The organism is Variovorax sp. WDL1, assembly GCF_001541225.1.
Classification (GTDB): domain Bacteria; phylum Pseudomonadota; class Gammaproteobacteria; order Burkholderiales; family Burkholderiaceae_C; genus Variovorax.
The window spans coordinates 1-12570 of the sequence record NZ_LMTS01000242.1 but is presented as its reverse complement, the minus strand read 5'-3'; the positions used below and the strand labels follow the sequence as shown (position 1 = coordinate 12570).

At 66.8% G+C, this 12570-nt stretch carries 12 protein-coding genes; 4 read left to right on the top strand and 8 right to left on the bottom strand.

What is annotated here, in order from left to right; all coding sequences use genetic code 11:
- Nucleotides 1-384: 384 nt before the first annotated feature.
- Together APY03_RS29905 and APY03_RS29900 are read left to right on the top strand one after the other, a co-directional pair.
- Nucleotides 385-1569: a thiolase family protein gene (locus APY03_RS29905; protein ID WP_068682780.1), complete on the top strand. Its 1185-nt coding sequence runs from the start codon at nucleotides 385-387 to the stop codon at nucleotides 1567-1569.
- Nucleotides 1570-1612: 43 nt separating this feature from the next.
- Nucleotides 1613-2650: a ribose-phosphate diphosphokinase gene (locus tag APY03_RS29900; protein ID WP_068682778.1), complete on the top strand. Its 1038-nt coding sequence runs from the start codon at nucleotides 1613-1615 to the stop codon at nucleotides 2648-2650.
- Here the strand turns inward: APY03_RS29900 and APY03_RS29895 are convergent.
- Both APY03_RS29895 and APY03_RS29890 read right to left on the bottom strand, forming a co-directional pair.
- Complete coding sequence (locus APY03_RS29895; RefSeq protein ID WP_068682776.1) at nucleotides 2576-3622, bottom strand: hypothetical protein; 1047 nt, start codon at nucleotides 3620-3622, stop codon at nucleotides 2576-2578. The genes APY03_RS29900 and APY03_RS29895 overlap by 75 nt on opposite strands.
- 15 nt (nucleotides 3623-3637) lie before the next feature.
- Complete coding sequence (locus tag APY03_RS29890; RefSeq protein ID WP_068682774.1) at nucleotides 3638-3835, bottom strand: hypothetical protein; 198 nt, start codon at nucleotides 3833-3835, stop codon at nucleotides 3638-3640.
- Between the two features lie 330 nt (nucleotides 3836-4165).
- Between APY03_RS29890 and APY03_RS29885 the strand changes: the two genes are divergently transcribed.
- Nucleotides 4166-5068 (top strand): hypothetical protein, encoded by a 903-nt coding sequence (locus APY03_RS29885; RefSeq protein WP_443082854.1) that lies wholly within the window; start codon nucleotides 4166-4168, stop codon nucleotides 5066-5068.
- A 23-nt stretch (nucleotides 5069-5091) separates the two neighbouring features.
- Here APY03_RS29885 and lon read toward each other — a convergent pair whose 3' ends face one another.
- From lon to APY03_RS29855, 6 genes are all read right to left on the bottom strand, one after another.
- Complete coding sequence (gene lon / locus APY03_RS29880; protein WP_068682850.1) at nucleotides 5092-7491, bottom strand: endopeptidase La; 2400 nt, start codon at nucleotides 7489-7491, stop codon at nucleotides 5092-5094.
- Between the two features lie 54 nt (nucleotides 7492-7545).
- Entirely contained in the window at nucleotides 7546-9174 is a 1629-nt protein-coding gene (gene groL, locus APY03_RS29875; RefSeq protein ID WP_068682772.1) for a chaperonin GroEL, read from the bottom strand.
- 175 nt (nucleotides 9175-9349) lie between these two features.
- Complete coding sequence (locus APY03_RS29870) at nucleotides 9350-9946, bottom strand: hypothetical protein (RefSeq protein WP_068682770.1); 597 nt, start codon at nucleotides 9944-9946, stop codon at nucleotides 9350-9352.
- 123 nt (nucleotides 9947-10069) lie between these two features.
- Nucleotides 10070-10276, bottom strand: coding sequence for a hypothetical protein (locus APY03_RS29865; protein WP_068682768.1), 207 nt, complete (start codon nucleotides 10274-10276; stop codon nucleotides 10070-10072).
- 176 nt (nucleotides 10277-10452) lie between these two features.
- The gene (locus APY03_RS29860) at nucleotides 10453-11286 is read right to left on the bottom strand and encodes a universal stress protein (protein ID WP_083944647.1); all 834 of its coding nucleotides are present in this window, start codon (nucleotides 11284-11286) and stop codon (nucleotides 10453-10455) included.
- Nucleotides 11283-11825, bottom strand: a complete 543-nt coding sequence (locus tag APY03_RS29855) for a flavodoxin family protein (RefSeq protein WP_068682766.1) — start codon at nucleotides 11823-11825, stop codon at nucleotides 11283-11285. Before APY03_RS29855 ends, APY03_RS29860 begins: the two co-directional genes overlap by 4 nt.
- Before the next feature lie 241 nt (nucleotides 11826-12066).
- On the opposite strand from APY03_RS29855, the gene APY03_RS29850 reads away from it, so the two are divergent.
- Nucleotides 12067-12450 (top strand): hypothetical protein, encoded by a 384-nt coding sequence (locus APY03_RS29850; RefSeq protein ID WP_068682764.1) that lies wholly within the window; start codon nucleotides 12067-12069, stop codon nucleotides 12448-12450.
- Nucleotides 12451-12570 lie beyond the last annotated feature (120 nt).

Below are 12570 nucleotides of genomic sequence, written 5' to 3'. Positions count from 1 at the left end.
GAACATCGCCATGGAGGCGAGCGAGAAGGCTTCCATCGCATCCGGCAGGGCGCTCGAGATTTCAAGCGCAGCGGCCCGCCGAGCCGCCGAACCGAGCCGGCCGGAAGCAAGGAGCGCTGCGCGTGGGGCTCGCGACGCATTGAAGATCGCATTCCAGGCCCATCGTGCGGCAGCACAAGCCGCGCACGAGGCTGCCGAAGCGTCATGGCGAGCCACCAGGCAGCCTGCCGCACGCACCGACATTCGACCAGGCCCTGCTGCGAGCACCTCTAGTGCCGTCGAAGCCGCCTGGGCGTCTTGGCGATCCCGGCGGCTTGATGTCGATCAATACGCACGAAGAGGCATGAGCCTAGCCTTGCACCACATCGACACCAGGAGTAGAGCATGACCCATCGCGACATTGTTCTTTGCCATCCCGTTCGCACCGCCATCGGCACCTACGGCGGCAGCCTCAAGGATGTGGCAGCCCCCGACCTCGGCGCGGTGGTACTGCGGGAAGCCCTCAGGTTGTCCGGCCTGCCTGCGGACAAGGTGCAGACCCTGGTGATGGGCAATGTCATCCAGGCAGGCGTGAAGATGAACCCGGCGCGCCAGGCCGGCATTGCGGCGGGACTGCCGGTCGAGGTGCCCGCACTGACGGTCAACCGCGTCTGCGGTTCAGGGGCCCAGGCCATCGTCAGCGCAGCGCTGGAGGTGTGGTCCGGCATGGTCGACTGCGCCGTCGCCGGCGGCATGGAGAACATGGATCGCGCGCCCTACCTGCTGCCGCAGGGCCGCTGGGGTGCGCGCATGGGCGATGTCACCTTGTTCGACAGCATGTTGCGCGATGGCTTGAACGACGCGTTCAGCGGCCAGCACTCGGGATGGCACACCGAAGAGCTGGTCGAGGCCCGCGGCATCACTCGCGAGGATCAGGACCGATGGGCCCTTCGCTCCCAGGAACGCTTCTCGGCGGCGCAGGCCGCAGGCCGCTTCGATGCAGAGATCGCAGTGGTCGAGGTGGAGACGCGCAAGGGTCCGGCGCGGTTCGGCAAGGACGAGCACAACCGTCCCGATACCACGGCCGAGTCGCTGGCGCGGCTGAAGCCGGCGTTCCGCAAAAATGGAACCATCACCGCCGGCAGCGCGCCGGGCCTGAACTCCGGGGCCGCGGCGATGTTCGTCGCCGAGCGTCAATGGGCCGAGAAGAACTTTCTCAAGCCCATGGCACGGCTCGTGTCCTACGGGATCGGCGCCGTGGAGCCTGCCTTCTTCGGCCTTGGGCCCGTGCCTGCGGTCAACCAGGCCCTGGCGCGCGCTGGATGGACCGCGAGCGAGGTCCAACGCGTGGAGATCAACGAAGCCTTCGCCGCCATCACGCTGGCGTGCATGCGCGAACTCGGTTTCGCGGAAGAAGTGGTGAACGTCGAGGGCGGCGCCATTGCCCATGGCCATCCCATCGGCGCCACCGGCGCGGTGCTGGCCACGCGGCTGATCCACTCGATGAGCCGCGACGGGCTCAGGCGCGGCGTCGTGACGCTGTGCATCGGCGGTGGCCAGGGCATCGCGTTGGCGATCGAGGTGCTCTGAATGCCGGCGGGCGTCCCAAGGTAGTGCGCCGAGGACTTCCTTCATGCTCATCTTCTCGCTCGAGCCCGGCAATCCTTTTGGACGCACGCTCGCCGATGCGCTGAATGTGCCGCTGTCACCGCACGAGGAGCGGGTGTTCGACGACGGCGAGCGCAAGCTGCGACCGCTGCTGGATCCTTGCGGCGCCGATGCGTACGTGGTGCTGAGCCTGCATGGCGGACCGCTGGACAGCCCCCACGACAAGCTCTGTCGCCTCCTGATGTTCATCGGCACGTTGAAGGACCATGGCGCCGCGCGCGTGACAGCCGTCGTTCCATACCTCGCCTACGCGCGGAAGGATCTTCGGACCAAGCCATACGACCCACTGGGGCTGCGTTACGTGGCGCAATGGCTGGAGTCGGCGGGTATGACACAGCTCATCGTGCTGGAGGCGCACAACGCCTCCGCTTTGCAGAATGCCTTTCGCTGCCCCACGATCCATCTCTCTGCTCACCATGCGTTCCGGCCGATGGCGCGGGAAATGTCCCGACAGGGACCGATCGCGGTGGCGTCGCCCGACCCCGGGGGTGTCAAGCGTGCGCTGCTGTGGCGGGAAGCGCTGGAGGCGCACTTGCGCGAGCCGGTGCGCTTCGCGATGGTCGACAAGCGCCGCAGCGCCGGCGTGGTGAGCGGGGGCGAACTGGTGGCCGGCGACGTGGCAGGCGCGAACGTCCTCCTGCTCGATGACCTGATCGCTGCCGGCGACACCATGCAGCGCGCCGCTCGCGCATTGCGGCGTGCGGGCGCCAAGGCGGTGGTCGGATGCGCGGCGCACGGCCTCTTCGTCGGCCAGGCGTCGCAGACCTTGGCGTGCGACGATCTGTCGCGCCTGATCGTCACGGACAGCGTGCCGCCGTTTCGCCTGCCGGAAGGCAGCCCGGTGCGAGCCAGGCTCGAGGTCGCGTCCGTCGTGCCGATGTTCGCAGAGGCCTTGAGCGCGAGCCATGCGGCCTGGAGACACCAGGACTCACGCATCCATGCACCGTTCCAGGCCGTCCAGGGCAGCCGCTGCGTGGACCAGGTAGCGGGAGGCCTGGGGTAGCCATTTCCCCGGGGTGCGCACCGCGGGGTCGAGCAGGTGCGCGGCGCTCAGCCTCGCGCGCAACAGGGCACGCCGCGCGGTGTAGAGCACGGGGAGTTGCGCTGGAGGTGCGTCCTGCAGCGCCAGGGCCAGCCGCGCCCGGAGTGCGGGACCCACCGAATAATCCCCGGCCACCGCGCATTCAAGCCCGAGGAAGGATAGCTCGTCGAACGGATCGACCTCGCGCAGACGACTGTCGAACTCCAGTGCATCGATCACGACCGGCGGCTCGGTCAGGGCAACATGCTCGGGACGCAGGTCCCCGTGTCCATCCACGATGCGGGCTTCGGCAACGCGCTTGCGCAGCAGGCCTTCATGCCGCGTGATGGCGTGGTCCATGCGGTCGCTCAGCCTGCACACGCCGATCAGGCCGAACTCGGGGCGCTCGAGCACTTCGCGGCTGTCGCTCAGCTCGCGCCGCAAGCGCTGGACGTATTCGACCTCACCGACCTGTGCGCGCGCCGCGTTCCGGTAGAAGGGCACGAGGATGGCGGCAACCGCATCGATGTCCGCTTCGCGCACCTCTGCGCGTGCGATCACCTGGTCGAGCATGCGTTGTGCCGGCAGCCGTTGCATGACGACCGCCCAGTCCACGATGCGGGCGTGTGCCGGCAGCCGGTTCTCGGGAACGGCGCGAAGCGAGCCACCGTCCTGCTGGAGCGCCAGCAGGCCAAGATAGACGTGCGGCGCAAGTCGACGATTGAGGCGTAGCTCCTCCCGCGCATTGCGTTCGCGCGCTTGAACGGTCGAGAAGTCCAGGAACGGATAGCAAACCGGCTTTTTCAGCTTGAGTACCTGCCGTTCGCCGATCAGGAGCCAGGACATGTGGGTTTCGATGCGACGCACGACACCGCTGGCGCCGTCTGGCGAGAGCGCCGCCTCGAGACAGCGCAACCGGTCTTCCATTCCCGGGCTGGTCTTATCCGCTTCCATATGTGATGGGTGCTCTCATTGGGCCGCGGCATCCCGGTTCGTCGCCCCGAGGCGCTGCGCCCATTCCTTGGCTTTCGCGATTCCGATCCGGATGGCCTTGCCGTCGTCGCAGCCTTCGGCGAGCAGGGCATTCGCGATCTCGACGGCCTTCAGGCGCACCACGGGTGGCAGGCTGCGCATCGAGGCGGGATAGCGGTCGGGTGACCAAGGCATCGAATGCTCCATGTGGTGGCTGCTACCGCACAATAGGCCCGCCGGTCGCGCCGAGGTTTGATCGTGCGCAAGCAACGAGCCCCCGATGGCACATCTTCCAGGAGCCGCCGCTCTGTTGCGCTGCATCAAGGCACAGGCATTGCCCCGGCGCTATCGTGGTGCAAGTTCTGGGGTGTATGGATGATCGATGAGCCAGTCGAGGATCGCGTGGATGCCCGGAGTCCTCTCATGGTCCCGGGCCGGCAGCGCTTCGATATCTGCAACGGCGATGCCGATGGCCTGTGCGCGGCAGTCCAATGGCGCCTCCATGACCCATCGCCCGCAACGCTGGTGACCGGCTTGAAGCACGACATCGCGTTGCTGGCGAAGGTGCATGCGAAGGCCGGCGATGAAGTCAACGTATTCGACCTGTCGATGCAGCGCAACGGAGCTGACCTGCTTCGTCTGCTCCAGGCGGGCGTGCGCATCCGCTACTTCGACCACCATGCGGTCGAGCGCATTCCGGACCACCCCCTGCTCGACGCGCACATCGACTGCGCGAGCGATGTCTGCACGAGCCTGCTCGTCGACCACCATCTCGGCGGTGTCTTCCGGGCCTGGGCCGTGGTGGGCGCGTATGGCGACAATCTGCCGATGGCTGCCGAGCGCCTGTCGCTCGGCGCCGAATTCGATGCCGGGGACCGGGCCCTGCTGCAGCGCCTCGGCGAGGCGATCAACTACAACGCCTACGGCGACGAAGAGCGCGACGTGTTCATCGCTCCGCGGCGGCTTTTCGACGTCATGGTGCGCTACCCCGATCCCCGCGACATGATCGCCCACGAGGGCGTTGTCGACGCCATGGATGATGTGCGCCGGAGTGATCTCCGGCGGGCGTTCCTGGTGCCGCCGCTGTGCCGGGAGGCAGTCGCCAGTGTGCATGTCTTGCCCGACGCGCCCTGGAGCCGGCGCGTACTCGGCTCTTTTGCGAACGAGCTGGCGAATGCCGAGCCTGAGCGTGCCCATGCAGTGCTGAAAGCCAAGGAGAAGGGCTATGTCGTCAGCGTCCGGGCACCGCTGACGGCGCCATGGGGCGCGCACGAGCTGTGCCGCGAGTTCGGCGGAGGCGGCCGTGCCCGGGGCAGCCGGCATCGACGGACTCGCGCACGACGATCTTGCGCGCTTCGTGAAAGCCGTTGTGAAGATGCGCTGGGGCGAGCCGCCAAAGAGGGCCGAAGCCGGCTGACGATCGGCTGACGATCGGGTGCCGGGGGCGTCGTTCAGACCAGGACCAGGTCGGGTGCCGCCTTGCGTGCGCCGGCTTCGGCCAGTGCTGCGCGCATCGCGTCGTCCACCGTTTCCAGCGCGACGAACTGCATGCTTGCGCGCACGCTCTCCGGCACGTCGCGCAGGTCCTTGAGGTTGCGCGCCGGAAGCAGCACGGTGGCGATGCCGGCGCGTTGGGCAGCAAGTACCTTTTCCTTCACGCCGCCGATGGGCAGCACCAGCCCCCGCAGGCTGATCTCGCCGGTCATCGCCACGTCATGCCGCACCGGGCGATCGGTGAACAGCGACGCCAGCGCGATGAACATGGCGACGCCGGCGCTCGGGCCGTCCTTCGGTATGGCGCCCGCGGGAATGTGGAGGTGGACGTCGATGTTGTCGAAACTACCGGACGGAACGCGCAGATCGACTCCACGGGACTTGACCAGCGTGAGCGCCGCCTGCGCACTCTCCTTCATCACGTCGCCCAGTTGTCCCGTCAGGTTCAGCTTGCCGTTGCCTGGCACCCGGGTCGCTTCGATGAAGAGGATGTCGCCCCCCACGGGCGTCCAGGCAAGGCCGGTGGCAACGCCGGTCACGCTGCTGCGCAGAGCGAGTTCGCGCTCGTACTTGGCAGGCCCCAGGATGGTGTCGAGCGCGGCCGCATCGATGCGGATCTTCTCGGTCGCCCCTTCTGCCACTTTCATCGCGGCATGGCGCATGGTGCGGCCGATCTCGCGCTCGAGCTGCCGCACGCCGGCCTCCCGCGTGTAGTTCGCGATGATGGCTTCGAGCGCGCCGACGCTCAGCTCGCACTGGTCTTCCTTCAGGCCGTTGGTCTCGCGCTGCCGGCGCACCAGGTAGGTCTGCGCGATCTGCAGCTTCTCTTCCTGCGTGTATCCGGGAAGGTCGATCACCTCCATCCGGTCGCGCACCGGCGGGGGTATGTTGTCGAGCACGTTGGCGGTCGCAATGAACACCACACGGCTCAGGTCGAAGGGCACGCCGAGGTAGTTGTCCCGGAAGCTGTTGTTCTGCTCGGGGTCCAGAACCTCGAGCAACGCGGCCGAGGGATCGCCGTGCGCGCTCGCGTTGAGCTTGTCGACCTCGTCGAGCATCATCACGCAGTCGCGGGCGCCGGCCCGGCGCAGCCCCTGCACGATGTTTCCGGGCAGGGCGCCGATATAGGTGCGGCGGTGGCCGCGGATCTCGGCCTCGTCATGGACGCCCCCGAGCGAAACACGGACGAAGGGCCGTTGGATCGCCCGCGCGATGCTCTGGCCGAGGGAGGTCTTTCCGACCCCGGGCGGCCCGACGAAACACAGGATCGGCGCACGGCCTTCGGGATTGAGCTTGCGCACGGCGAGAAATTCGAGGATACGCTGCTTCACGCGTTCGAGTCCGAAGTGATCGGTCTCGAGTGTCCTGCGCGCAACGCCAAGGTCGATCGGCGCCAAGGCTGGGGCACGCCACGGGAGCTCTGTCATCCATTCGAGGTAGGTTCTGAGCATCGAGTACTCGCCAGAAGCGTCCGACATGCTGCGCAGGCGGCCCAGCTCCTTGCGCGCGTGAGCCTCTGCCTCGGCCGGCATCCCGGCCTTGGCAATCGCTTCGTCGAGGCGCTTCATCTCCTCGGCATTGCCGCCCTCCTCGCCGAGCGCGTGCTGGATCGTCTTCATCTGCTCGCGCAGCAGGAACTTGCGCTGATGCTCGTCCAGCTGTTCCTTGGTGCGCTCGCCGATCTCTCTCGAGAGGCGCAGAACCTGGAGACGATGCGACAAGAGCTTCAGGAGCATGGCGACGCGCTCCGCCGGCGCGATCGTCTCGAGCAGTGCCTGCTTCTCGTTGACCTCGACGTCGACCACACTCGCGGTGATGTCGGCCAGCGCCGACGGGCCCCGGGTCGTCTGCAAGGCATGCACCAGCTCGGGCGGCACGCTGGGCAGGAAGGACATGAGTTCGATGGCCCGCTCGCGCAGCTGGAGTGCCAGGGCCTCGGCCTCGGCCGATTCGTCGACTTGTTCTTCGATGCGCTCGATCCTCGCCGCCAGGAAGGGATAGCCCTCGGCCGCTTCGATCATGCGAAAACGCTGGATGCCCTGGCACACCGCATGATGCTGGCCCTCCTCGGGATCGAAGTGATGGACGACCGTCGCGAGGGTGCCAACGGCATGGAGCGCGTCGAACACAGGCTCGTTCTCGCCGGGGTCCTTCTGCAGCACGATGCCGATCTGCGCGACGCCATCGAGCGCATGCTTGAGCGCAGCGATCGACTTCGGACGACCCACGGTCACGGCCGTCAGGACATGCGGGAACATGACGAGGTTGCGCATCGGGATCAGGGCCACGACGTTCAGGGGCAACTGGAGGGCCGCCTCCGGGAGCGGGGTCGAAGGGGCGGATGGAGTGGATTGCATCATCGTTCTCTCCTGCGTGAGCGGGAATTCGAGCAGGCGTGGCGGGCGTGGGACTCAATACATGTCGGGTTCGAGACCCGGGCGGGCGTCTGCCGGCGCCTTCTTCGGCGCGTTGGCGACCATGCAGTCCGTGGTCAGCACCAGGCTGGCAATGGACGCGGCATTCTGCAGCGCCAGGCGTGTCACCTTGGCAGGGTCGATCACGCCCATTTCCAGCATGTCGCCGTACTGGCGCGTCGCGGCGTTGTAGCCGTAGCTTCGCTGCGTCGACGCGTCGACCTTGTCCAGCACGATCGACGGCTCGTCGGCCGCGTTGCCGACGATGCGCCTGAGCGGCTCCTCGAGCGCGCGCTGCACGATCTTGATGCCCGAGGCCTGGTCCAGATTGGGGGGCGTCAGGTCTGCCAGGCAGCGGCGCGCGCGCAGCAGCGCAACGCCGCCCCCCGGGACGATGCCTTCCTCGACCGCGGCCCGGGTGGCATGCAGGGCATCCTCGACGCGCAGCTTGCGTTCCTTCAGTTCGGTTTCGGTGGCTGCGCCGACCTTGATCAGCGCCACGCCGCCCGACAGCTTGGCGATGCGCTCGTCGAGCTGCTTGCGGTCGTACTCGCTGGCCTGCGCCTCGCGCTCCTTGCGGATGGAGGCGATGCGGTCGCGAATGGCTGTCGAGTCGCCGGCGCCGCCGATGATGGTCGTGCTGTCCTTGTCGATCACCACGCGCCGCGCGCGGCCGAGGTTGTCAAGGGTCGCTTTTGCAAGAGTCAGCCCGAGCTCGCTCGAGATGACCTTCCCCCCGGTGAGGACGCCCATGTCCTGCAGCATCGCCTTGCGGCGATCACCGAAGCCGGGTGCCTTCACGGCACAGGTCTTCACGACGCCGCGAATGCTGTTGACGACCAGCGTGGCCAGTGCATCGGCGTCGACGTCCTCGGCGATCACCAGCAGCGGCGCTCCCGATTTCGCCGCTTCCTCGAGCAGCGGGACCAGGTCGTTGAAGCTGGAGAGCTTCTGGTCGCACAGGACGATCAGCACGTTCTCCAGCACCACCGCCTGCTTCTCTGCGTTGTTGACGAAGTAGGGCGACAGGTAGCCGCGATCGAACTGGAGCCCCTCGACGATCTCGAGCTCGCTGACCAGGCCGGAGCCGTCCTCGATGGAGACGGCGCCTTCGCGGCCCACCTTGTCCATTGCATGCGCAATCAGGTCGCCGATCGAGCGGTCGTTGTTCGCCGAGATGGCCGCGACATGCGCGATCTCCTGCGAGGTGGTGCTGGGTTGCGAGATCGCCTTCAGTTCGCCTACGACCATCTCGACGGCGAGGTCGATGCCGCGCTTGAGGTCCATCGGGTTCATGCCGGCTGCGAGGTACTTCAGGCCCTCCTGGATCATGGCGTGCGCCAGCACGGTGGCGGTCGTGGTGCCGTCGCCCGCCATTTCGCTGGTACGGGCCGCGACCTCCCGCAGCAGTTGCGCGCCCATGTTCTCGAAGCGATCCTCCAGTTCGATCGACCTGGCGACCACGACGCCGGAGTTGACGATCTGGGGCGGGCCGTACTCGCTGTCGATGATGACGGTGCGCCCCCGAGGGCCGAGGGTGACCTTGACTGCGTCGGCCAGCGTGTCGACGCCGCGGCGGATCTTCTCGCGCGCGTCTTCCCGAAAAAGCAGCTTCTTGGCGGTCATGGTGGCGGATCTCCTTCTTGCCGCGACGAAAGCGTCGCCCTGGGGGCACACGGTAGACGCCGCCGCGACGGCGCCGGTTGATCGTGCGCAAACGCGGAGCACACCGGAGCGATCATTGCGAGGGAATCGCCGCTGGTTGCGCTGGATCAAGGCGCTGAACGCGAAGAACTTTGCCTCACTTGGTCACAGGTGAAGGCGATGCAGGGCGGTCCGTCTTCCTGGGTCGCAGCGCAGCCTCCTTGGCAGCGCTTGCCGCGGCACGCGTCACTTCTTCCGCCTTCCTGAGCGCTTCACGGGTCTCTGCGGCCGCCTTCTCGGCTTCTTCCTTGCTCGATGACACGGCTCGTTTGGACGCGTCCTCCGCCTTGGCGAATGCCTCACGGGCGGCGGCCGCGGATTTGCTGCTCGCCTGCGCAGCGGCGCGTGCGGCTTCACGGCTTTCGTCTCCCGCCTTGCTTGCGTATGCAGAAGCCTTCTCCTCGAAGCGCCTCGCGGATTCCGCAGCCTTGCGCGCCGCTCGCCGGATGGCCTCGGCGAAAGCTTTCGAGATCTTGCCTGCGGTAGCTTCGCTCCTTTGCAAGGCCGCCTTCGCGTCGTCGGCCGCCTGGCGCGCAGCGGCTTCTGTCTCGCGCGCAGCCTTGTTTGCGGCATCCCGGGGCTTCTTCACAGGGCCGGGCGGAGGACTCAGCTGCCCAGGTTGGGTGTAGTCCGCGGCAAATGTCGCTGAGCTGAAGGCCATCGCGATCAGGACCAGCATGGTGGTGGGTTTCATGTGCGTTCCTTGGATGAGGTCGATAGGAACGCCCAGCGTGCGATAGAACGCCGCGGCAAGGCTTGCGCCAACGCAATGGACACTGCTGAAACAGCGATGCGGGCGAGAGCCCTTGACAGACGCTCAATGCACCCGGCTCGGGTACACGCTGGGCCAGGTCACCTCCCGCCCCATCATCGCGCGGGCATACAGGTAGTTGTTGAGCGCCCGCTCGCTCAGCGCGTCCATGTTCACGTGACCCTCTACGGTGCAGGGAAAGACGAATCCACGGCGCCCGGCGAACAGGGCGTCGAAGCGGAGTTCCCAACCCGTGGATGCATGCGATGTCATGGCCGTCTCCTCGTACGCCCCCGAGCCTGGTGGAATCGGGACTCTGCCGGGACGCCATCTCAATCTAGGCGCTGCGCTTTGCAGCCCAGTCAACGCCCGGCACCGAAGAGGAACAGTCTGTCAATGCTTTGTGTCATCCTGAAACGGAGCACGGTGATGCCGCCGTACCCAGGGCATCAATGCGCCGTGAGCACCGGTACGCTCATCGAATCGAGGACGGCACGCGATGCGCCGCCCAGCACAAATTCGCGTGCCCGCGTGTGCCCGTAGCACCCCATCACGATCAGGTCGGCGGCGGTCCCGGAGGCCAGCGAAAGGATCGCCCGGCCGGCACCGCTGTCGTCGAGCCGCCGGTGCTCGTGGACGTGATCGATGCCATGCAAGTGGAGGTACGGGATCAGTTCCACGGGCGCCGGGAACGCCTCGTCGACGTTGTCGCTCGCGCAGACCAGGTGGACCTTGCTCGCGGCGCGCAGGAAGGGCAGGGAAGCGGCCAATGCGCGGGCGCATTCGGGCGTCGATTTCCATGCGACCAGGACCGTCTTTGGTGCCGGCGTGGCGGAGCCTGCGAAGGGGACGACGAGCGCCGGGCGGCCGCCACCGATGATCACCGCCTCCGTGAAATCGCCGGGCACGTCGAGGCCGGCGGCATCCTTGGGGTCGCGCTGGCCGAGCACCAGGAGATCCGCCGACAGTGCACGGCGTGCGAAGCTCGGGATGACCGGCTCGCCGTGGAGCTCCAGCCAATCGACTGCGACTTCCCCCCATGAACGCGCTCGCTCGACAAGCTCGTACGCATGCGCGCGATGATCCGGATCGATCCGCCCGGCCAGGCGGCCGGTCAGCGTGTCCCCCTTGAGCGGCAGCAGCGGCAGGTACTGGGGTGCTACTGCGAACAGGGCAGTGAGGACGGCGTCATGCAATCGTGCCAGATGGTGCGCGAATCGCAGTCTCGCCTCGGCATGCGCACTGCCGTCGACATGCACCAGGATCGAGCGGATGGGCGTCATGTCGATCGGGTGGCAGCCATCTTCGGCGGGTGCACGTGTCGTCGTGCGGCTGCATGAGTCGCCTCGGCGCTGTTGAGCGCCGCGCCGAAGAACTGGAGCCGGCCGGCGCATGTCCCGTCGTCGATCTCCCGAGCAGTGAATGTCGTACTGACGATGGGCGTTTCGCCGACGAGATCGGCGATTTCGGCGGCCACGGCAAACTGGCCTGTGCCTCCAGCGACCGAAATCACCGCGAGATCAGGCAGATGGTCCCGCCGCCTGGTGACGAAGCTGCGCATCGGTGCGGCCAATCGGCCGAGCCAGATCGGCGACACAAGGACGACCACGTCGAAGTTCTTCGGGAACGGTCCGTCATAGCGGATGGCAGGACGCCGTCGCAAGAGCGAATCCAGCACGCATCGGAAGACGCCCAGGATGCCGCTGCGCGGCCGTTCCTCGACGATCTCGGCCAGCTGCCAGCCCAGCCGGCTGCAAAGCTGCTCCGCGAGTCGGCGCGAGGTGCCGGTGCGCGAATAGACGACCACAAGGACCTTGCTCATCGAGTTCCTCCATCGGTGCGACATGAAAAATCGTGAAGCGGCGCGGGCGATCGGCCCTTGCGCTCGTCGACAGCGAATGCCCCCATGGTGCTTTCGGCCCCGTGTGGCGCTCTTGCGGTAGATCAAACTTTGGTGCTATTTGCACTTCCCCGCACGGCGGGCAGCGAAGCTTGATGCAGGTCAACCGTTACTGCAGATGCGGTGCCTAGCATCGTCCTCACATGCTGAAGGAGAAACTCACATGGCACGCAAACTGATTCTTGCGGGCGTCACGGCCCTGCTGGGTGCCTGCCTGTCGCTCCCGGTCCTCGCGCAGTCTCGCGGCGAGCTGCTGTACTCCACGCACTGCATCGCATGCCATACCCAGCAGGTTCATTGGCGAGAGAGAAAGCTCGCCACCGACTGGACCAGCCTCAGAGCGCAAGTCTGGCGCTGGCAGGCGGACGCAGCGCTCGGTTGGAGCGATGATGACGTGGCCGAAGTCGCGAGGTATCTCAACGATGAGTTCTACCGATTTCCGCCAGCAACTGCGCCCGCGGGCCTGGGCGGATTTGCTTCACGCTGGGAGGGCCAGGGCGGAGGCCAGGGCCGCAGCAAGGGGCTGCCTGCCCGGACGTTGGATTGATCTCGATCAGTTGATTCACGAATTCCCCGGCGCAGACTCGTAGCCGTCGCCGGGATACCTCCTACACATGCCCGGGAAACCGGAGTCATTCATGCGCCAAGACAAACTCACCACCAAGTT